Source organism: Streptomyces sp. NPDC019890, from assembly GCF_044903445.1.
In the GTDB taxonomy this organism is placed as follows: Bacteria; Actinomycetota; Actinomycetes; order Streptomycetales; family Streptomycetaceae; genus Streptomyces.
The window spans coordinates 173,204-192,394 of record NZ_JBJDQK010000005.1; the positions used below are offsets into that span (position 1 = coordinate 173,204).

At 68.3% G+C, this 19,191-nt stretch carries 20 protein-coding genes; 11 read left to right on the plus strand and 9 right to left on the minus strand.

All coding sequences use genetic code 11. The annotated features are described in order from the left end of the window. Nucleotides 1-62: 62 nt before the first annotated feature. Both ACI2LP_RS15810 and ACI2LP_RS15815 read left to right on the plus strand, forming a co-directional pair. The gene (locus ACI2LP_RS15810) at nt 63-953 is read left to right on the plus strand and encodes a LysR family transcriptional regulator (protein WP_404725390.1); all 891 of its coding nucleotides are present in this window, start codon (nt 63-65) and stop codon (nt 951-953) included. A gap of 52 nt (nt 954-1,005) precedes the next feature. After that, nucleotides 1,006-1,485, plus strand: coding sequence for an NUDIX domain-containing protein (locus tag ACI2LP_RS15815; RefSeq protein ID WP_404725093.1), 480 nt, complete (start codon nt 1,006-1,008; stop codon nt 1,483-1,485). Between the two features lie 6 nt (nt 1,486-1,491). On the opposite strand, the gene ACI2LP_RS15820 is transcribed toward ACI2LP_RS15815, so the two are convergent. Next, on the minus strand, nt 1,492-3,075 hold the full coding sequence (locus ACI2LP_RS15820; protein WP_404725391.1) for a globin domain-containing protein: 1,584 nt from the start codon (nt 3,073-3,075) through the stop codon (nt 1,492-1,494). Between the two features lie 575 nt (nt 3,076-3,650). Beyond that, nucleotides 3,651-4,301: an HAD family hydrolase gene (locus tag ACI2LP_RS15825; RefSeq protein WP_404725094.1), complete on the minus strand. Its 651-nt coding sequence runs from the start codon at nt 4,299-4,301 to the stop codon at nt 3,651-3,653. Between the two features lie 76 nt (nt 4,302-4,377). Here ACI2LP_RS15825 and ACI2LP_RS15830 point away from each other — a divergent pair, with 76 nt between their 5' ends. The 5 genes from ACI2LP_RS15830 (at nt 4,378) to ACI2LP_RS15850 (ending at nt 8,004) form a co-directional block, all read left to right on the plus strand. Next, nucleotides 4,378-4,923: a DUF2269 domain-containing protein gene (locus ACI2LP_RS15830; protein WP_404725095.1), complete on the plus strand. Its 546-nt coding sequence runs from the start codon at nt 4,378-4,380 to the stop codon at nt 4,921-4,923. A 5-nt stretch (nt 4,924-4,928) separates the two neighbouring features. After that, a complete protein-coding gene (locus ACI2LP_RS15835; RefSeq protein WP_404725096.1) occupies nt 4,929-5,789 on the plus strand; it encodes a GNAT family N-acetyltransferase in 861 nt (286 codons plus the stop codon). Nucleotides 5,790-5,906: 117 nt separating this feature from the next. Continuing rightward, a complete protein-coding gene (locus ACI2LP_RS15840; RefSeq protein ID WP_404725097.1) occupies nt 5,907-6,365 on the plus strand; it encodes a MarR family winged helix-turn-helix transcriptional regulator in 459 nt (152 codons plus the stop codon). A 10-nt stretch (nt 6,366-6,375) separates the two neighbouring features. Beyond that, entirely contained in the window at nt 6,376-6,828 is a 453-nt protein-coding gene (locus tag ACI2LP_RS15845; RefSeq protein ID WP_404725098.1) for a GNAT family N-acetyltransferase, read from the plus strand. Between the two features lie 15 nt (nt 6,829-6,843). Continuing rightward, on the plus strand, nt 6,844-8,004 hold the full coding sequence (locus tag ACI2LP_RS15850; protein ID WP_404725099.1) for a DNA glycosylase AlkZ-like family protein: 1,161 nt from the start codon (nt 6,844-6,846) through the stop codon (nt 8,002-8,004). A gap of 73 nt (nt 8,005-8,077) precedes the next feature. Here the strand turns inward: ACI2LP_RS15850 and ACI2LP_RS15855 are convergent, their stop codons facing one another. Next, nucleotides 8,078-9,460: a serine hydrolase domain-containing protein gene (locus ACI2LP_RS15855; protein ID WP_404725100.1), complete on the minus strand. Its 1,383-nt coding sequence runs from the start codon at nt 9,458-9,460 to the stop codon at nt 8,078-8,080. A gap of 82 nt (nt 9,461-9,542) precedes the next feature. Beyond that, nucleotides 9,543-11,009, minus strand: a complete 1,467-nt coding sequence (dnaB, locus tag ACI2LP_RS15860; RefSeq protein ID WP_360867397.1) for a replicative DNA helicase — start codon at nt 11,007-11,009, stop codon at nt 9,543-9,545. A 442-nt stretch (nt 11,010-11,451) separates the two neighbouring features. Here dnaB and ACI2LP_RS15865 point away from each other — a divergent pair, with 442 nt between their 5' ends. Then, nucleotides 11,452-12,789 carry an MATE family efflux transporter gene (locus ACI2LP_RS15865; protein ID WP_404725101.1) on the plus strand — a complete coding sequence of 446 codons (1,338 nt, stop codon included), beginning with the start codon at nt 11,452-11,454 and terminating at the stop codon, nt 12,787-12,789. Between the two features lie 91 nt (nt 12,790-12,880). Here the strand turns inward: ACI2LP_RS15865 and rplI are convergent, their stop codons facing one another. The 4 genes from rplI to rpsF all read right to left on the minus strand — a co-directional run bounded on the left by rplI (nt 12,881) and on the right by rpsF (nt 14,601). Then, complete coding sequence (gene rplI / locus ACI2LP_RS15870; RefSeq protein ID WP_404725102.1) at nt 12,881-13,327, minus strand: 50S ribosomal protein L9; 447 nt, start codon at nt 13,325-13,327, stop codon at nt 12,881-12,883. A gap of 18 nt (nt 13,328-13,345) precedes the next feature. Next, nucleotides 13,346-13,582 (minus strand): 30S ribosomal protein S18, encoded by a 237-nt coding sequence (rpsR, locus tag ACI2LP_RS15875; RefSeq protein WP_003956534.1) that lies wholly within the window; start codon nt 13,580-13,582, stop codon nt 13,346-13,348. Between the two features lie 55 nt (nt 13,583-13,637). After that, nucleotides 13,638-14,237: a single-stranded DNA-binding protein gene (locus ACI2LP_RS15880; RefSeq protein WP_404725103.1), complete on the minus strand. Its 600-nt coding sequence runs from the start codon at nt 14,235-14,237 to the stop codon at nt 13,638-13,640. A 73-nt stretch (nt 14,238-14,310) separates the two neighbouring features. Next, nucleotides 14,311-14,601, minus strand: a complete 291-nt coding sequence (rpsF, locus tag ACI2LP_RS15885; RefSeq protein ID WP_004950685.1) for a 30S ribosomal protein S6 — start codon at nt 14,599-14,601, stop codon at nt 14,311-14,313. A 260-nt stretch (nt 14,602-14,861) separates the two neighbouring features. On the opposite strand from rpsF, the gene ACI2LP_RS15890 reads away from it, so the two are divergent. From ACI2LP_RS15890 to ACI2LP_RS15900, 3 genes are all read left to right on the plus strand, one after another. Continuing rightward, on the plus strand, nt 14,862-15,179 hold the full coding sequence (locus ACI2LP_RS15890) for a hypothetical protein (RefSeq protein ID WP_404725104.1): 318 nt from the start codon (nt 14,862-14,864) through the stop codon (nt 15,177-15,179). Between the two features lie 108 nt (nt 15,180-15,287). Beyond that, nucleotides 15,288-16,406 (plus strand): peptidoglycan bridge formation glycyltransferase FemA/FemB family protein, encoded by a 1,119-nt coding sequence (locus ACI2LP_RS15895; RefSeq protein WP_360867180.1) that lies wholly within the window; start codon nt 15,288-15,290, stop codon nt 16,404-16,406. Nucleotides 16,407-16,503: 97 nt separating this feature from the next. After that, entirely contained in the window at nt 16,504-17,535 is a 1,032-nt protein-coding gene (locus ACI2LP_RS15900) for an alanine racemase (protein WP_404725105.1), read from the plus strand. Nucleotides 17,536-17,556: 21 nt separating this feature from the next. Here ACI2LP_RS15900 and ACI2LP_RS15905 read toward each other — a convergent pair whose 3' ends face one another. Continuing rightward, complete coding sequence (locus tag ACI2LP_RS15905) at nt 17,557-19,098, minus strand: glycosyltransferase family 87 protein (RefSeq protein WP_404725392.1); 1,542 nt, start codon at nt 19,096-19,098, stop codon at nt 17,557-17,559. Nucleotides 19,099-19,191: the final 93 nt, after the last annotated feature.

The window sequence follows — 19,191 nt, forward strand, 5'->3', positions numbered from 1 at the left end:
GCCTATCGACTTATTTATAGTTGTCCGAGTCCGTGGGCATCGTCGGCCGGGAGGGGCTTGGCATGGATCTGGCCCTGTTGCGCACATTCGTCACGGTGCACCGGGCCGGCTCCTTCACCCGCGCTGCGGCACTGCTCGGGCTCTCCCAGCCCGCGGTGACCGGCCAGATCCGCACGCTGGAGCGGCAGTTGGGACGCCCGCTGTTTCTGCGCCAGGCCCGCGGCGTGACCCCCACGACCATCGGGGACGAACTCGCACACCGGGCAGCCCCCCATCTGGACGCCCTGGTGGAGATCGCCGAGACCGGCCTGGACGAGGAATCGGGCGTACGGACGCTGCATCTCGCCGGGCCTCCGGAGTTCATCTCGTTACGCGCCCTGCCGGCCCTCACCCCGCTGATTTCGCAAGGGCTCACCCTCCGGGCCTCTTTCAAAAACGCCGAGGAGACGCTGGAAGGGCTGGCCGCCGGACATCATGATCTGGCCATCACCACCGCCCGGCCACGCGGCGGACTGCTCACGTCGACTCCGCTCTGCGACGAGGAGCATGTACTGGTCGCCTCACCGCGCTGGGCGGCCCGGCTGAGTCCTGGAGTGCTGCGCGGCGGGCATGTGGTGCTGGAGCAGCTGCCCGTGGTGGAGGTCCATGAGTCCCTGCCACTGGTCTCTCGCTACTGGTCCGCCGTCTTCGACTCCCGTCCGGCCGCCGCGGGCGCCGTCATAGTCCCCGACCTCCGGGCCGTCCTGGAGACCGCGGCCTCGGGCGCGGGGCTCGCCGTACTTCCGCGCTATCTGTGCGAGGAGGCCATCCGGGACGGGCGGGTCGTACCGCTCCTCGATCCTCCGGTGCCCCCACTGCGCACGTACTTTCTCGCCGTACGGACCGGCACACTCTCCCTTCCGCACATCGCGCGGGCGCACGAGTGGCTGCTGCGCGCTGCCGTCGACTGGTGATCGCCCGGCGGGCAGGAGTTTCAGAACGGGCGTCACGGGCCATTTTCTAGCCATGACCGAACGGCCAGTGGTCAAGCGCACCGCACGCGCCATCCTGCTCGACGGAGACGACCTCGTCCTCATCAAGCGCACCAAACCCGGCGTTGATCCGTACTGGGTGACGCCGGGCGGCGGGGTCGAGCCCGAGGACGCCACCGTCGTCGACGCACTCCACCGGGAGGTGCACGAGGAGCTCGGCGCCAAGATCACCGATGTGGTGCCCTGCTTCGTCGACACTGTCGAGCACATCGCGGACGGGGGTGTGACGGGCGTGAAGGTGCAGCACTTCTTCGTCTGCCGCCTCGAGTCCATGGACCCCTCGCGCCGGCACGGCCCGGAGATCGACGAGCCTTGCGGGGAGTACGAGATCGTACGGGTGCCGTTCAGCCGGGTCGGGATCGCCGCCGTCCATCTCGTACCCCTGTCGCTGCGGCACTATCTGGACGGCAATATCGAGGGCGTACGCGCGATGCACGCCCCCGACCTGGGCTGATCTCCGCTAGTCCCCCGCTGCCACCAGCTCTTCGAGGGAGTCGTGGCGGATCCGGTCGAACGGGATGCCGATGCCACGCAGTGCGTCCACGCCGCTGCGGATCATGCCGGGCGGGCCGGAGAGATATGCGTCGTACTCGTACCAGGGGCCGTACTCGCGCACGGCGTCGGGAAACTGCGAACGGCCGTCGACCACCGGCCGGACCGACAGCCAGGGGTGCGTCTGCTGGAGCCGCAGCATGGTGTCGATGTCATAGAGGTCGTAGTCGGTGCGCGCCCCGTAGAAGACCTCCACCTGGCGCCGCGCACCGTGCTCGGCGACATCCTCGACCAGCGCCTTGATGGGCGCGATGCCGGTGCCGCCGCCCAGGCAGAGCAGACCGTTGTCGGTGGTGTGGTCGACGGTCATCGAGCCGGCGGGCGGACCGAGGCGCAGGACGTCGCCGGGGCGGGCATGGTGGACGAGGGCGTTGGAGACCCAGCCGGCCGGGACTGCTTTGACATGGAAAGAGAGCAGACCGTCGGCGCGAGGCGCCCCGGCGAAGGAGTAGTGGCGCCAGATCCGCGGCCACCAGGGCGTCTCCAGGCTCGTGTACTGGCCCGCCACGAAGGCGTACGGCTGGTCGGGGCGGACGGTGATGATGGCGATGTCGGGGGTCCTGAGGTCGTGCGAGACCACCTCGCCGTGCCACCAGGCGGGCGCGTGCCGCTCGTTCTCGGACGCTGCGTCGATCATGATCTGGGAGATCGTGGTGTATGTCCGCACCCAGGCGGCCTCGGTCTCCTCGTCCCAGGTACTCGTGGCGTACCGGGTCAGCGCGCCGATCAGGGCCTCACCGACGGCGGGATAGTGCGCCGGTTGGGTGCCGTACTTGCGGTGGCCGCGGCCCAGGTGCTGGAGGTAGTCGGTGAGCACGGCCGCGTTGTCCATGTGCTCGGCGGCGGTGAGCAGGGCCTTGAGGAGCCGGTCGCGCTGGGCGTCCATGGCGGCGGGGAAGAGACCACGCAGCTCGGGGTGCCGGACAAAGAGCAGGGCGTAGAAGTACGACGTGACCTTGTCCGCCACGGGCGCGATCTCCGCCATGGTGCGGCGGATGAGGATGGCGTCGGGGGACGCGTCGTCCGCGGCAGGTTCGCGGCGGGCGGGAGCCTCGTGGTGGACCGGGGCCTCGTAGCGAGCGGAGGCTTCGTTGCGGGCTGGAGCCTCGATCGGCCCGGTGGCTTCGCGGGGTGCCGCGGTTTCGTGAGACGCGGCGGGGTTGTGCGGGGCCGCGGCTTGGCGCGGTGCAGCGGCGTTGTAAGGGGCCTCGTGGGGCCGGCCTGCCGTATGAAACCGCCCTGCGGGCTCCGGGGGCCAGGCCGCCTCACGGTGCCGAGGGGCCCCGGCGGGGTGCGAGGCCTCGCGGGGACTCGGGACCCGGGGCTCCGCGTCTCTTTCGCGGGCTCTCGGGTCCGTGGAGGGATCGGCGGCGCCGCGAGCCGTGCGCCCTGCGTGGGCTCCCCCGGCCGGGTCGTCGGGGGCCCGCTCGGCCGCCGCATGCTCGGCCGGAATGTCATCTGCCGGGGGGTCGTCAACGAGGGCCTGGTCCATCGAGGTGTCCGGTGGCCCCTCCTCGGCGGTTCCGGGTGCCTCCCTCGCCGGTGGCGGGCCAGGCCGAGAGCCCTCGGAGCCGACCGGCCGTATGGAGGCGACGGGACGCCTCTGCGCGGCTATTCGTTCCTGCTCGGTGTCACCCCCGGAAGCCCCCTCACCGGGGGCGGGCCTGCCCTGGACCGGCGTCTTACGAGGGGTGAACCATCCGCCCCCGCCGTTCTCCCCTGAAGTGCCGTTGTCGGCCGACGTGGTGGTCGGAGCGTCCATTGTCTGCCTCGCCTCGAACATCTTTCGGTCGGTCCACGCACTTCCGTTGAATCCGGAACGTGCCTCAATTCCCCGCTCTGCCTCAGGACTACTGCCAGCCACACTAACCTCGGCCGCGCGCCGAACCGGGGCGTCTGAGCCCGGAATGTGACATTGCCCGCAGCGCCCGTCGTCGCAGGATGCCAGGCGCTGTCAGCACGGGGGACAAAGAGCGGAAAGTCCGGGCATCCGAACCCGCTTTCCCGTTACGCTTCATTGCCCCCGTGTCCATGTGCCGGGTCTCCCGGGCTCCCCGGGCTCGTGAACTACCTGCCGAATCGCACCTGTTCGTAGGCCTCGCGCAGATCGCCCCCCGTATAGGAATGTGTGGCCAGCCCGGACAGATGGTGATCCGCATTCATCGCCACTGTTGTGGGCACTACCGCAAAGATCTCCGCGTCGGACATGGAATCACCGTATGCAACGCATCTGTCCAGAGTCACCCCGAACTCTGCACACAGCCGGTCCGCGATCTTCACCTTCGCTGCCGCGTTGAGAATGCCCGACGGGTCCACTGGCTGGGTGAACGGCAACTCGGGAAAGCGCGAGCCGTGCGCCGCATGAGCTCCCCAGCTCAGCAGCCGCTCCACGAAGAACGAGGGCGAGAGCGAAATGACGGCGCAGTAGTCCCCGCCTTCACGGATCTCCCGCCATACCTCCTGGATGCCGGCGAGCCAGGGGGCCGCCTCGAAGGCCGCCGCAACATGCGCCTCGGTGAGACCGCTCCACAGAGCGTGCACGCGCTCCGCAAACTCCGGCGGTCCGATCCGGCGGGCGATCAACTCCCGCTCCAGCTCGCCGATCTCTTCCAGCAGCCCGAGCTGCCGGGATATCTCCACCGCCGCGGCGGACCCACGAATCAGCATGCCGTCGAGATCGAAGATGTGAAGCCTGCGCGTTCTCTCCTTGTCCGCCATGTACGCCGAGGTTAGTACCCGGGACTACTCCCGCTGTCAGACGCGATATGACTCGCTTCCCGGCACGGTGTTTCACGTGAAACCACTCAAGCGCTCCGCTCGCCGGGCCCTCCTCGTCGTCCATGTCGCCGCGTCCGCCGCCTGGCTCGGGCTTACGCTCGGCCTGCTCGCGCTGGCTCTCACCGCAGCCACCACGGAATCCGCGCCCATGATCGAGGCCGCCTGCCGCTCGATGAAGGTGTTCACCGACTGGCTGGTGATTCCCGTCGCGCTGCTGACCCTGCTGAGCGGCCTCGTTCTCTCGCTCGGTACGAAGTGGGGCCTCGCCAGGCACCACTGGGTCCTTACGAAGTTCTGGCTGACCCTTGTCACCATCACCGCGTCGGTCTACGCGCTGCGTCCGGGCGTCAATGCCGCCGTCGAAACCGTCGCCGCGGGCTCACCACCGGCCGACCCTCTCGACCTGGTGATGGGACCGGTCGTCTCCTTCAGCGCCTATGTCTTCATGACCGTCATCTCCGTGCTCAAGCCATGGGGTCTCACGCGGCGCGGTCGGCGAAAGCGCGCGTTGGCCACTTCCCGGAAAGCACTGGACGAACGATCACTGCGTCCGACAGCCTGACCACTATGCCGACTCCGCTCCCCGAGCTGCCCATTCGCCGTCTGACCACGGACGACCTCGTTGCCTGCGCCGATCTCTCCGAGGACCGCGGGTGGCCGCGCGAGGAGCACAAATGGGGCCTGCTGCTCGCAGCGGGGAAGGGGTACGGGATCGACGACCCGGCGGGCAAGGGACTGGTGACCGCCTGCGTACTGACGTCGTACGGCGACGGGCTCGGCGCGATCGGGATGGTGCTTGTCGCCGAGCGGTACGCCCGCCAGGGCATCGGACGCCGTCTGATGACGCATGTGCTGGCAGAGGCCGGAGACACACCGGTCACGCTCCACGCCACCCCGTACGGGCAGCCGCTCTATGAGCAGTTGGGCTTTGTGAACGTCGGCCGTGCCGAGATGGTCCGGGGCCACTTCCAGGCCGAGGACCGTGCCCCCGAGGCGACGATGACCACGCGACCGGCGACCGCCGATGACCTCACCGCCATACTGCGCCTGGACACCGAGGTCTTCGGCCTCGACCGCACCCACATGATCACGCGTCTGCCGGCTTTCGCCGACCAGCTGCGGGTGGCCGAAGAGGACGGCGTCCTGACGGGATACGCGGCGGCCTGGCCGAGCATGGAGACTCATGTCATCGGCCCGCTGATCGCCCGGGACCCGGAGACGGCGAAGGCCCTGATCACCTCCCTGGCGGCAGGTACGGACCGGCCGTTCCGTACGGACATCGACGTACGCCACGAGGAACTGATCGTCTGGCTGAAGGAACGCGGTCTCGAGACGGTCGCCTTCAACGCGGTGATGACCTACGGCATCCCGGACCTCCCCGGCGACTGGACCCGTCGCTTCGCTCCGCTGACGGTTGCTGCGGGCTGACCCCGGGAAGGCAGCCGGGCGAGCCGTGGCGCGTCCCCGGGATATTTGCAAGCGCGGGATATTGCACTCGTCGTCTATCCTGGATAGGAGCCGCTCAGGCACGGAGGAGGAAGACACATGACCGCGACCGACCCCGCGCTCACCGCGCTCACCCAAAGCTGGTGCGCTCTCTCCCTGCTCCACGGAAAGATCGAGGCGCACATCGAGCGTGCCCTAGAGAGCAAGCACAGCCTGAGCATGCGCGAGTACTCACTCCTCGATGTCCTCAGCCGCCAGCACAGCGGCCCGGGCGGACATCTGCAGATGAAGCAGGTGGCCGACGCCGTCGTCCTCAGCCAGAGCGCCACCACCCGCCTTGTCACCCGCCTCGAGGACCGCGGTCTGCTGACCCGCTATCTCTGCGACACCGACCGCCGCGGCATCTACACCGATGTCACCGAGGCCGGCCTGGCCCTGCTCGCCGAAGCCCGCCCCACCAACGACACGGCACTGCGCGAGGCTCTCGACGAAGCCGCCAAGAACCCCGAGCTGGCTCCCCTGGTCAGGACAGTCGAGGAACTGCGGGTCCCCGCGTAATCTGCGGATCATGAGCGATCTGGAGATACGGCCCGCCGTACTGGAAGACATCCCGGCGATCGTGGCAATGCTCGCCGACGACCCACTGGGCGCCCGGCGCGAGTCGCCGGAAGACCTCACCCCGTACACCGCGGCCTTCGAGCGACTGGCTCAGGATCCGAACCAGATGCAGGCGGTCGCCGTACGCGAGGACAGGGTGGTGGGAACTCTTCAGCTCACGATCATCCCCGGGCTGTCCCGGCGCGGCTCCACCCGCTCGATCATCGAAGGCGTACGGATCCACGCCGACGAGCGCGGCAGCGGACTGGGCACCCGGCTCATCGAATGGGCCATCGACGAATCCCGCCGCCATGACTGCCAGTTGGTTCAACTGACCTCGGACGCATCCCGTACCGACGCCCGTCGCTTCTACGAGCGCCTCGGCTTCGAGCCTTCCCACGTCGGTTTTAAACTCCAGCTCTGACCAAGGGAGTTCAGCGTGCTTCGGATCAGTGACGAGGAGCGCCGCATCCGGCTCGGTCGCCGCCAACTGCTCGCCCCCTCACTGCGGACGGACTCATCGGTGGCCGCCGCCGACGCGGTCGTCGCGCTGCACGCCACCGACGCCGCCACGGTCTTCCTCTCCGCCTGCGCCCGCCTCACCGAGCCGAGCGTCGAGGCGGTGGAACAGGCCCTGTACGAGGACGTGGCGCTGGTGCGGCTCCTCTCCATGCGGCACACGCTCTTCGCCGTCTCAGCCGAACTTGCTCCGTATGTCGACGCCTCCACCGCGCGCGCCATCGCAGTCAAGGAGCGCAAGACACTCGTCGGTCACCTGGCGGAGGAGGCGAACGGGCTGGACGAGCAGTGGCTCGCGGAGGCCGAGGAAGCGGTGCTTGCCGCTCTCGCCACGCGTGACTCCGCAACCGGCAGCCAACTCTCCGCCGACGTCCCGGCCCTGCAGACGAAGATCACCGTCTTCCCCGGCAAGAAGTACGAAACGGTGCAGGGCGTCGCCACCCGTGTCATCCGGCTGCTTGCCGCCGACGGCCGCATCCGGCGGGACCGGCCACGCGGCTCCTGGACCTCCAGCCAGTTCCGCTGGACAGCCAGCGAGCCCTGGCCCGCCCTGTCGGCTGCCGAGGCGCGGGCCGAGCTCGCCCGCCGCTGGCTGCTCTCGTACGGGCCCGCCACCCAGGCCGACCTCAAGTGGTGGACGGGCTGGACTCTCGGCGACGTACGCAAGGCGCTGGCCGCCGTGGCTGCGGAGGAAGTCCAGCTCGATGAGGGCACAGGCTATGTGGCGCCCGGCGACACCGCGCCCGAACCGGCCGTGGAGCCCTGGGCAGCGCTGCTTCCCGCACTCGATCCCAGCGCCATGGCCTGGGCGGGCCGCGGCCTCCATCTCGCCGCGGACCATCGCGCGGTCCTCTTCGACCGCACGGGCAATATCGGCCCCACGGTGTGGTGGAACGGGGAGATCATCGGCGGCTGGGCACAACGCCCGGACGGGGAAATCGTGTGGCGGCTGCTGACCGATCCCGGCCGCGAAGCCACCGCCGCCATCGCAGCGGAGGCCTCACGACTGTCGGACTGGGTGGGCGAGGCCCGGATCACGCCACGTTTCCGTACGCCACTGGAGCGGGAGTTGACGGCCTGACGACTGCGGGGTCCGGCCCGGCGGCTGACCGGGATCAGCCTCGGGCGGTTTCACGTGAAACATCACATCCGTTTCACAGCTGAAGCCCGCGCCAGCCCTCCTCGTCAACGCCACCAGGAACTGCCGTCCCCGGCTCGTACGGCTCACGGGTGAAGACGAAGGACCCCAGGTCGAGGTGACTCACCGAGCCGTCCTCCCGACGCACGACACGCAGGGTCTCCCCCGCGTAGTAGCCCTCAAGGCCGGTCCAGGTCCCGTCCGCCTCCGCGGAGAAGCGCGACCCTCGGGCGCCGCCGCGCAGCGGCTGAAGCTCCACTCCGCGGTCGGCGAGCAGGCACAGTCCGAGGGAGTACGTCCCCCAGTACCAGGGCCCGGTCAGCTCCAACAGCTCCTGGTCGACCTCCGGCAACGGTCGCCAGGGCTCGGGGATACGCGGCTCGGCCTCGGCCACGATCCGTACGAGATCTGCGGCAACCGATCCGGTGAGCGGCCCCGAGGTGACATTGGAAAGCGCGACCGCGGTGAGCCCGTCGTCCACGCTCACCCACATCGCGGCAACAAAGCCGGGCAGCGAACCCTGGTGCCCGACGAGGGTACGGCCGTCCTTCCGTACGATCTGCATCCCCAGTCCGTAGCCGCTGTCCCACTCCCCGGCCTCGGGCGGCACGGAGGGCGTACGCATCTCCCGCACGGACGCCGCACTCAGCACACGGTCGTCGCCCTCGGCGAGAAACGCCGCGAAGCGGCATAGGTCGGCTGCCGTCGACCACAGCTGTCCTGCCGGGGCCATCAGCCCGAGGTCCTCGGAAGGCTCGGGCAGCATCACATCTGCCCAGGGATGCACCGCCCAGCCGCCGGCATGCGGGGCTCGGGGCTGCGTAGTCGTGCGGTGCATGGCGAGCGGCTCGAGGATCTCGCGCTGGAGAACGTCCTCCCAGGACGCTCCACGCACCGCCTCGATCAGTGAACCGAGCAGCGTATAGCCGGGGTTGGAGTAGTGATGGCGCCGGCCGACGGGATGCATCCGGGACTGGTCTCCGAGTACATCGGCAAGTCCGGTTCGGAGCGAGCCCGGCGTCCGCTCCCACCACGGCGCCGGAGCCTCCGCGCTCAGCCCCGCGCTGTGACCAAGCAACTGAGCGATGGTCACATCCCCCACGCCGGTGCCGGGAAGGCGCTTCTCCAGAGGATCGTTCAGATCGAGCAGACCCTCGTCGCGCAGCCTCAGCACCATGACGGCCGTAAAGGTCTTCGTGATCGAGCCGATGCGGTACTGGGTGTCCGCATCCGGTTCATGCCCGTCGACCGAGCTGCGTGCACCCGTCCAGGCCAGCTGCCCGTCGCGCCCCACGGCAGCGACGAACGAGGGTGCACGCCCCTCGGACTGGGCGACGGCGATGCGATGCAGAAGGGCCCGCTGCGTGGCGGGGAGGAGCTCTTCAAGGGGTGAGGTCATGGGGCAGGTCTATCGGGCAGCCAAGGCGACGTCGAGTTCATTTCGTGGCAGTACGCGGTACGGGCCACTGCACGGTCTGGGATCAGGTCTGCGCCATGTCCACAAAGCGTGAGTAGTGTCCCTGGAAGGCGACCGTGATCGTCGCGGTGGGACCGTTACGGTGCTTGGCCACGATCAGGTCCGCCTCACCGGCGCGGGGTGACTCCTTCTCGTACGCGTCCTCGCGGTGCAGCAGGATGACCATGTCCGCGTCCTGCTCGATGGAGCCCGATTCACGCAGGTCGGAGACCATCGGCTTCTTGTCCGTACGCTGCTCGGGACCACGGTTCAGCTGCGACAGCGCGATGACCGGGAGCTCCAGCTCCTTTGCCAGCAGCTTGAGGTTTCGGGACATGTCCGAGACCTCCTGCTGACGGCTCTCGGCGCGCTTCGAGCCGCCGGACTGCATCAGCTGCAGATAGTCGATGACGACCAGCTTCAGATCATTGCGCTGCTTCAGCCGTCTGCACTTCGCCCGGATCTCCATCATCGACAGGTTCGGGGAGTCGTCGATATAGAGCGGGGCCTGCGACACATCCGGCATCCGGCGGGCCAGGCGTGTCCAGTCCTCGTCCGTCATGGTCCCGGAGCGCATATGGTGCAGCGCCACTCGCGCCTCGGCGGACAGCAGACGCATCGCGATCTCGTTGCGGCCCATTTCGAGCGAGAAGATCACGCTCGGCAGATTGTTCTTGATCGAGCAGGCACGGGCGAAGTCCAGCGCCAGCGTGGACTTACCCATGGCGGGACGGGCCGCGATGACGATCATCTGGCCCGGGTGCAGGCCATTGGTCAGCGAGTCGAAGTCCGTGAACCCGGTCGGCACGCCGGTCATCTCACCGCTGCGCGAACCGATCGCCTCGATCTCGTCGAGCGCGCCCTCCATGATGTCGCCGAGCGGCAGATAGTCCTCGCTGGTGCGCTGCTCGGTGACGGCGTAGATCTCGGCCTGGGCGGAGTTGACGATCTCGTCGACATCGCCGTCGGCGGCGTATCCCATCTGTGTGATCTTGGTGCCGGCCTCCACAAGTCGGCGCAGGACAGCGCGCTCATGAACGATCTCGGCGTAGTACGAGGCGTTGGCCGCGGTCGGGACCGACTGGACCAGGGTGTGGAGGTACGGGGCACCGCCGACCCGGGTGATCTCACCGCGCTTGACCAGCTCGGCCGCGACCGTGATGGGGTCGGCCGGCTCACCCTTGGCATAGAGGTCGAGGATCGCCGTATAGACGGTCTCGTGGGCGGGCCGGTAGAAGTCATGGCCCTTGATGATCTCGACGACGTCGGCGATGGCGTCCTTGGAGAGAAGCATGCCGCCGAGGACGGACTGTTCGGCGTCCAGGTCCTGCGGAGGGACGCGCTCGAAGCCGGGGGAGCCGCCGTCCCAGCCGCCGCTGTCCCTGCCGCGCTCGTGCTGGTCCTCTCGGCCCCCACGGCTGTCGTTGCGGCGCTGACGGGAGACGGGCAGGCGGTCACCGGGGCCGCTGTCGGCTGCCCACGGGTCGTCCAAGGGCTCGGAAATGCTCACCCGCGCCACCTCCTCCCGTCCGCCCCGCGGACCTCGCCGTGCCACTCTTTCTACGGCACGGCACTGACAAAACGAACGGCCGGACTCCGCTTCGGGCGCGTCGGGCGACGGTCCACGGTAGGCCCGTCTGCACCGTCAGCCAATCTGGTTATCCACAGGCCATGTGGACGACGGACCAGATGCTGTGGAGAACTCTGCAGAACCTGTGCACGGACCGGGGGACAGCACTGTGGACAAACTCATAGCCACCCCGCCGCACCGGCTTTGACCTGGCCTTTTTCCGTCCACTGGCTGTGGGGGAGAAAAACTTTCCCTGCTGGATCAAGATCACAACAAATAGCGCAGAGCAGAACCCGCACCTGGAGGCTAGGTAAGGAGTGCAAAGCAATTGCATCTCTTACCTGTGGAAGATTAGATTGCTGCCATGACACAGGCTCCAACGGCTCCGAAGGCCCTCCGGCGACGCCACGATCGAGAGATCGTGGCGCTCGCCGTCCCCGCCTTCGGAGCCCTCGTCGCCGAGCCGCTCTTCGTGATGGTCGACAGCGCCATCGTCGGCCATCTCGGCACCCACCAGCTCGCCGGACTGGGTGTCGCGGCGGCGCTCCTCATGACCGCCGTGAGCGTCTTCGTCTTCCTCGCCTACGCCACCACGGCCGCCGTCGCCCGCCGTGTCGGAGCAGGCGATCTCGCGGCAGCCGTCCGCCAGGGGATGGACGGCATCTGGCTCGCGCTGTTCCTCGGCACCGTCGTCGTCGCGGTCACCCTCCCCACGGCGCCCTGGCTCGTCCAGGCCTTCGGAGCCTCCGACACCGCCGCCCCGTATGCCACGACCTATCTCCGTATCTCCAGCCTCGGAATCCCGGCCATGCTGATCGTGCTCGCCGCGACCGGTGTACTGCGCGGCCTCCAGGACACCCGGACTCCTCTGTATGTCGCCGTCGGTGGTTTCACCGCCAACGCAGCCCTCAACGCAGGACTTGTCTACGGGGCGGGCCTGGGCATCGCAGGATCCGCCTGGGGCACGGTCATCGCCCAGGTCTGTATGGCCGCCGCCTATCTCATCGTCGTCGTCCGGGGCGCGCGACGGCACGGCGCGTCGCTCCGCCCCGACGCCGTCGGCATACGGGCCAGCGCCCAGGCCGGCGTCCCCCTCCTGGTCCGCACGCTCTCGCTGCGCGCCGTCCTGCTGATCGCCACCGCCGTGGCGGCCCGCCTCGGAGACATCGAAATCGCCGCCCACCAGATCGTCCTCGCGCTCTGGAGCCTCATGGCCTTCGCCCTGGACGCGATCGCCATCGCCGGGCAGGCGATCATCGGCCGCTATCTGGGGGCCGACGACGCCGAGGGCGCCCGCCAGGCCTGCCGCCGCATGGTGCAGTGGGGCATCGCCACCGGTGTGGTGCTCGGCATCCTGGTAGTGGTCGCCCGGCCGCTCTTCATCCCTCTGTTCACCAGCGACTCGGCAGTGCATGACACCCTCCTCCCGGCCCTGCTGGTGGTCGCCGTCTCCCAGCCCATCGCGGGCGTGGTCTTCGTACTCGACGGCGTGTTGATGGGAGCGGGCGACGGCCGCTATCTGGCCGGGGCGATGCTCGTGACGCTGGCCGTCTTCGCGCCTGTCGCCCTGCTCGTCCCCATGGTCGGCGGCGGGCTGACGGCACTGTGGTGGGCCATGACTTTGATGATGACGGTCCGCATGCTGACACTGTGGCTGCGCATGCGCTCCGGCCGCTGGATCGTCACCGGCGCTACGCGCTGAGCCGATGTTTCACGTGAAACGGACCGACTGAACAGCAAGAGGGCCGCACCCCCGGGGGGTGCGGCCCTCTCATGCTCTGCAGTGCGCAGCGTTACGCGGCGACGACCTCGACGCCCAGCTTCGCGGCAACCTCGGGGTGCAGACGCACGGACACCTGGTGCGAGCCCAGGGTCTTGATCGGCGAACCGAGCTCAACGCGGCGCTTGTCGACGTCCGGACCACCGGCAGCCTTGATCGCCGAGGCGATGTCGGCCGGGGTGACGGAGCCGAAGAGGCGGCCGGCGTCGCCGGAGCGAACGGCCAGACGCACCTTGACGCCCTCGAGCCGGGCCTTGATCTCGTTGGCCTGCTCGATGGTTGCGATCTCGTGGATCTTGCGGGCGCGGCGGATCTGCGCCACGTCCTTCTCGCCACCCTTGGTCCAGCGGATCGCGAAACCACGCGGAACCAGGTAGTTGCGAGCGTAGCCGTCCTTGACGTCGACGACATCGCCGGCGGCACCGAGGCCAGAGACCTCGTGGGTGAGGATGATCTTCATGATTCGGTCACCCTTCCCTTATCGCGCGGTGGACGTGTAGGGCAGCAGCGCCATCTCACGGCTGTTCTTCACGGCCGTGGCGACGTCACGCTGGTGCTGCGTGCAGTTGCCGGTAACGCGGCGGGCACGGATCTTGCCGCGGTCGGAAATGAACTTCCGCAGCATGTTCGTGTCCTTGTAGTCCACGTACACGGTCTTGTCCTTGCAGAATGCGCAGACCTTCTTCTTCGGCTTGCGCACAGGCGGCTTCGCCATGGTGTATCTCCTGTGTGATCAAGAAGTGGGGTACGAGCTCCCCGGGAGGGATCCCTTAGAAGGGGGGCTCGTCCGAGTAGCCGCCGCCGGAACCGCCGGAGCTTCCGCCCCAGCCGCCCCCACCGCCCTGCTGCTGGCCGCCGCCGGCCGGCGCGCTGGTGGCCCAGGGGTCGTCGGCGGGTGCACCGCCGCCGCCCTGCTGGCCACCACTGGGACCGCCACCACTGGGACCGCCGCCCCAGTTGCCGCCGCCCTGCTGGCCGCCGCCGTAGCCACCCTGGCCGCCGCGACCGGTGGTCTTGGTGACCTTGGCCGTGGCGTTCTTGAGGCTGGGGCCGACTTCCTCGACGTCCAGCTCGTAGACCGTGCGCTTGACGCCCTCGCGGTCCTCGTAGGACCGCTGCTTCAACCGGCCCTGGACAACGACACGCATGCCGCGCTGGAGCGACTCGGCGACGTTCTCCGCGGCCTGACGCCAGACCGAGCAGGTGAGGAAGAGGCTTTCGCCGTCCTTCCACTCATTGGTCTGACGGTCGAAGGTGCGGGGAGTGGACGCGACACGGAACTTCGCGACCGCCGCACCGGACGGGGTGAAGCGCAGCTCGGGGTCGTCGACGAGATTGCCGACGACCGTGATGACGGTCTCGCCTGCCATGGGTGAACCTCTCGGCGGGATTGCTGCTGGCTGCTTGCTGCTACTCGAACCCGATGACCTCTGAGCTAGCTGCTCAGTGGGTCTCGGGACGGAGGACCTTGGTCCGGAGGACCGACTCGTTCAGGTTCATCTGGCGGTCGAGCTCCTTGACGACCGCAGGCTCGGCCTGCAGGTCGATGACCGAGTAGATGCCCTCGGGCTTCTTCTTGATCTCGTAAGCGAGACGACGACGGCCCCAGGTGTCGACCTTCTCAACCTTTCCGTTGCCCTCGCGGACGACGGAGAGGAAGTTCTCGATCAGCGGGGAGACAGCGCGCTCCTCGAGATCGGGGTCGAGGATGACCATCACCTCGTAGTGACGCATGTGGAACCCACCTCCTTTGGACTCAGCGGCCACGGTCGTTCCGTGGCAGGAGGGTCGTGATGCGTAAGCAACGGTATCCGCCGCCACTGACAATCGCGGAGGATCGTCTTCTGGCCTGGGCAGACACCGGTGCAGACCGTACAGACTACCTGCTGCCGCCCTTCCGGTTGAAATCCGGTGGTCACGGACCGCACTCTGTACGCATCGGGTGTGGGCGGCGTCACAGTGCGCCGCATTTCCGGAACGCCAGGAGGTGCTTCATGGCACAGACAATGCGACCGAACCCCACAGGATCTCTCTTCGCTACTGACGGCAAACCCCATCCGCTCCAGGACACCCTGATGGTGGTGACCCTGGCGCTCGGTGTGCTGTCCTTTGTGACCGCCCAGTTCGACAACCTTCATATCCTCAGCTCCTGGTCCGGACTGATCGGGATCCTCACGGGCGCGTACGGCCAGTTCATCTCGGCCACGACCCGTGAACGCTTCCTCCTGATCGTCGGACTCGGCGCCTCCGCCTTCGGCTTCTACCTCGGCATGGCAGACGGCGGGCTCTTCGGTGGCTTGATCGGCTACTAGCTCCGTTCTCCCTCGGCCACGCGGGGCGTTCTCACGGCCCAGTAGGCTTCGGCGCGAGAGCCGGAGCCCCTGTACCCATGGGGACACACCTGCCGAGGAGCGCCCCGCATGAGCCTGACCCTGAGGACCATCAGCCGAGAGCAGCATCTGGCGTACATCCAGACCCTGCCCGCGGCAAGTCACTGCCAGGTCCCGGCATGGGCTGATGTGAAGACCGAATGGCGGTCGGAGAACCTGGGCTGGTTCGACAGGAGCGGTGAGCTGGTGGGCGTGGGACTGGTGCTGTATCGCCAGCTGCCCAAGATCAAGCGCTATCTCGCGTACCTGCCCGAGGGTCCAGTGATCAACTGGTACGCCCCGAATCTGGACGACTGGCTGCAGCCCATGCTCGCCCACCTGAAGCAACAGGGCGCCTTCTCGGTGAAGATGGGCCCGCCGGTGGTCATCCGCCGCTGGGAGGCACCCGCGATCAAGTCCGGCATCCAGGACCCGGACGTCAAGCGGCTGCGGGACGTCGAGGCGACGCACATCGAGCCGCGGGCGTTCGAAGTGGCCGACCGGCTGCGGAAGATGGGCTGGCAGCAGGGCGAGGACGGCGGCGCCGGCTTCGGCGACGTACAGCCTCGGTACGTCTACCAGGTGCCGCTGGCGAACCGTTCGCTCGACGATGTCCTCAAGGGCTTCAACCAGTTGTGGCGACGCAACATCAAGAAAGCCGAGAAGGCCGGTGTCGAAGTCGTCCAGGGCGGCTACGAGGATCTCGCCGAATGGCAGCGGCTGTACGAAATCACCGCCGTGCGCGACCACTTCCGGCCTCGCCCGCTCTCGTACTTCCAGCGCATGTGGACCGTGCTGAACGCCGAGGACCCGAACCGTATGCGGCTGTACTTCGCGCGGCACAACGGGGTGAACCTGTCGGCGGCGACGATGCTGGTCGTCGGGGGACACGTCTGGTACTCGTACGGCGCTTCCGACAACATCGGCCGCGAGGTCCGGCCCTCGAACGCGATGCAGTGGCGGATGCTGCGCGACGCCTACGCGATGGGCGCGACCGTCTACGACCTGCGCGGCATCAGCGACTCCCTCGACGAGACCGACCACCTCTTCGGCCTGATCCAGTTCAAGGTGGGCACGGGCGGCGAGGCCGTCGAGTACGTCGGCGAGTGGGACTTCCCGCTCAACAAGCTGCTGCACAAGGCGCTCGACATGTACATGTCGCGTCGCTGACGCGACTGCTGACGACGCCGTAACCTCGGCCGTAATCTCGTAAATCTCGCACATACCTCTGATACACCGCAGACACCAGAAGGGTTCCGGACCGGCCATGGCGCTCTCCCTCTACGTCGACACCGCGCGCTGGCGGGCGCACCAGAAGTCCGTGATCGACCAGTTCCCCGGTCTCGTGCCGGTCTGCAAGGGCAACGGCTACGGCTTCGGTCATGAGCGCCTCTCGGAGGAGGCCTCCCGCTTCGGCTCGGACATGCTGGCCGTCGGCACCACCTACGAAGCAGCCCGGATCAAGGACTGGTTCAGCGGCGACCTCCTCGTCCTCACGCCCTTCAGACGGGGCGAGGAGCCGGTCCCGCTGCCCGACCGCGTCATCCGCTCCGTCTCCTCGGTCGACGGTGTGCACGCACTGGTGGGCGCGCGGGTCGTCATCGAGTGCATGAGTTCCATGAAGCGCCACGGCGTCACCGAGCAGGAGCTCGGCCAGCTGCACGCGGCCATCGAGGACGTACGCCTGGAGGGCTTCGCCCTGCACCTGCCGCTGGACCGTACGGACGGTTCCGACGCGGTCGAGGAGGTCATCGGCTGGATGGACCGGCTGCGCGCGGCCCGGCTGCCGCTGCACACCATGTTCGTCAGCCATCTGCGTGCCCAGGAACTGGCCCGCCTCCAGCAGCAGTTCCCGCAGACCCGCTTCCGCGCCCGCATGGGTACGCGGCTGTGGCTCGGCGACCATGAGGCCACCGAGTACCGCGGCGCCGTCCTCGACGTAACCCGCGTCACCAAGGGCGACCGCTTCGGCTACCGCCAGCAGAGGGCGGCCTCGGACGGCTGGCTGGTCGTGGTGGCGGGCGGCACCTCGCACGGCGTCGGCCTGGAGGCTCCGAAGGCCCTGCACGGCGTGATGCCGCGGGCCAAGGGCGTCGCCCGCGCGGGTCTCGCGACCGTCAACCGGAATCTGTCGCCGTTCGTCTGGGCGGGCAAGCAGCGCTGGTTCGCCGAGCCGCCGCACATGCAGGTCTCGATCCTGTTCGTGCCGTCCGACTCGCAGGAGCCGAAGGTCGGCGACGAACTGGTGGCACATCTGCGCCATACGACGACCCAGTTCGACCGTCTCGTCGACCGCTGAGGCGGAAGGACCGCCGGGCCGTCAGCCTGACTGCTGCGTCTCTCCGGACCCCTGCGAGGGCGGCGTCCCCCAGTCCACCCGCGGCCCCTCCACCGCGTGCGCCGCATGCCGTGGCGGATGGGCCCCCCGCCCCAGTACGAAGACGTCGTCGGCCCCGTCGAGCACACCGCCCGACGGGTCGTCCGAGCCGTCCTGGCGTACACCGTCGCGCTCGGGCATCAGGATGTCCCGCACGACCACCGCGCACAGATACAGCGTCCCCAGCAGATGCAGGGCGATCGCCACCTGATAGCCCTCGGGCGGCAGTCCCTGGTGCTTGGGGCTGGTCGTGTACGCGAGGTACATCCAGATCCCCAGGAAGTACATGACCTCGCAGGCCTGCCAGATCAGGAAGTCGCGCCAGCGCGGCCTGGCGAGCGCTGCAAGCGGAATGAGCCACAGTACGTACTGAGGCGAGTAGACCTTGTTGGTGACGATGAACGCGGCGACGACCAGGAAAGCGAGCTGCGCGAAACGGGGCCGCCGGGGCGCGCCGAGGGTCAGCGCCGCGATGCCCGCGCACGCCAGGATCATCAGCAGTGTCGCGTACGTGTTCACCGAGTCGACTTCCAGCGGCTCGCCCGTGCGCTGCGTGATGATCAGCCAGAACGAGCCGAAGTCGACCTGCCGCTCCTGGCTGAAGGTGTAGAACTTCTTCCACCCCTCCGGCGCCATCAGCATCACCGGCAGATTCACCGCCAGCCACGCGCCTGCCGCACCGAGCGCCGCAGCGGCGAACTCTCGCCATTTGCCCGCCCGCCAGCACAGCAGGAGCAGCGGGCCGAGCAGCAGCACGGGATAGAGCTTGGCGGCGGTCGCGAGCCCGATGAGAATGCCGAAGGCCAGCGCCCTGCCGCGTGACCACATCAGCATCGCGGCGGCGGTGAGCGCCACGGCCAGCAGGTCCCAGTTGATGGTCGCTGTGAGCGCGAAGGCAGGTGCCAGAGCCACCAGCAGGGCGTCCCAGGGGCGACGGCGGTGTGTGCGAGTCACACAGACGGCGATGACCGCGGTGCAGATCATCAGCATGCCCGCATTGACCAGCCAGTACATCTGCTCCCGGTGCTGCACGGAGCCGCCGGCGAGATCCAGCCAGGAGGCGACCTGCATGAACAGACCCGTCAGGACCGGGTATTCGAGGTACTGCATGTCGCCGGGCAGCCGGTCGAAGTACGGGATGAGCCCTTCGGAGAAACCGCGCCCCACATAGAGATGCGGAATGTCCGAATAGCAGGCGTGGGTGTACTGGGAGCTGGCACCCCTGAACCAGGCCCAGTTGTAACACGGCAGCTTCTGGACCATGCCAAGCGCAAACATGCCGATTGCCACAAGGGCGACGACGCGTACCGGAGTGAGCCAGCCGCTGCTGCCACGCCAGGCCCAGCGACCCGCCGGACCGCCGATCAGCTCACTGCCGGACGCGGCGACGGAGTCCCGCCGCGTGGGCCGTACGTCCGGCCGCTCCGGCTGCTCCGGCCGGTCGTGGTACACGCTGATCTCTTCTGCGCTGGGCATGCTGCACATCCTGCCGTACGGGGTGGGGGATACGGCGAGGGCCGCCACCACCGGATCACACAGGTGCTGTGCGTACCGGGTGCGGCGGCCCTCATGGCATTG

What these genes read in the sequence shown, in the direction of transcription:
- ACI2LP_RS15810 (WP_404725390.1), top strand. Translation starts at nt 63, where the DNA reads ATGGATCTGGCCCTGTTGCGCACATTCGTCACGGTGCACCGGGCCGGC.
- ACI2LP_RS15815 (WP_404725093.1), top strand. Translation starts at nt 1,006, where the DNA reads ATGACCGAACGGCCAGTGGTCAAGCGCACCGCACGCGCCATCCTGCTC.
- ACI2LP_RS15820 (WP_404725391.1), bottom strand. Translation starts at nt 3,075, where the DNA reads ATGGACCAGGCCCTCGTTGACGACCCCCCGGCAGATGACATTCCGGCC.
- ACI2LP_RS15825 (WP_404725094.1), bottom strand. Translation starts at nt 4,301, where the DNA reads ATGGCGGACAAGGAGAGAACGCGCAGGCTTCACATCTTCGATCTCGAC.
- ACI2LP_RS15835 (WP_404725096.1), top strand. Translation starts at nt 4,929, where the DNA reads ATGCCGACTCCGCTCCCCGAGCTGCCCATTCGCCGTCTGACCACGGAC.
- ACI2LP_RS15840 (WP_404725097.1), top strand. Translation starts at nt 5,907, where the DNA reads ATGACCGCGACCGACCCCGCGCTCACCGCGCTCACCCAAAGCTGGTGC.
- ACI2LP_RS15845 (WP_404725098.1), top strand. Translation starts at nt 6,376, where the DNA reads ATGAGCGATCTGGAGATACGGCCCGCCGTACTGGAAGACATCCCGGCG.
- ACI2LP_RS15855 (WP_404725100.1), bottom strand. Translation starts at nt 9,460, where the DNA reads ATGACCTCACCCCTTGAAGAGCTCCTCCCCGCCACGCAGCGGGCCCTT.
- ACI2LP_RS15865 (WP_404725101.1), top strand. Translation starts at nt 11,452, where the DNA reads ATGACACAGGCTCCAACGGCTCCGAAGGCCCTCCGGCGACGCCACGAT.
- rplI (WP_404725102.1), bottom strand. Translation starts at nt 13,327, where the DNA reads ATGAAGATCATCCTCACCCACGAGGTCTCTGGCCTCGGTGCCGCCGGC.
- rpsR (WP_003956534.1), bottom strand. Translation starts at nt 13,582, where the DNA reads ATGGCGAAGCCGCCTGTGCGCAAGCCGAAGAAGAAGGTCTGCGCATTC.
- ACI2LP_RS15880 (WP_404725103.1), bottom strand. Translation starts at nt 14,237, where the DNA reads ATGGCAGGCGAGACCGTCATCACGGTCGTCGGCAATCTCGTCGACGAC.
- rpsF (WP_004950685.1), bottom strand. Translation starts at nt 14,601, where the DNA reads ATGCGTCACTACGAGGTGATGGTCATCCTCGACCCCGATCTCGAGGAG.
- ACI2LP_RS15890 (WP_404725104.1), top strand. Translation starts at nt 14,862, where the DNA reads ATGGCACAGACAATGCGACCGAACCCCACAGGATCTCTCTTCGCTACT.
- ACI2LP_RS15895 (WP_360867180.1), top strand. Translation starts at nt 15,288, where the DNA reads ATGAGCCTGACCCTGAGGACCATCAGCCGAGAGCAGCATCTGGCGTAC.
- ACI2LP_RS15900 (WP_404725105.1), top strand. Translation starts at nt 16,504, where the DNA reads ATGGCGCTCTCCCTCTACGTCGACACCGCGCGCTGGCGGGCGCACCAG.
- ACI2LP_RS15905 (WP_404725392.1), bottom strand. Translation starts at nt 19,098, where the DNA reads ATGTGCAGCATGCCCAGCGCAGAAGAGATCAGCGTGTACCACGACCGG.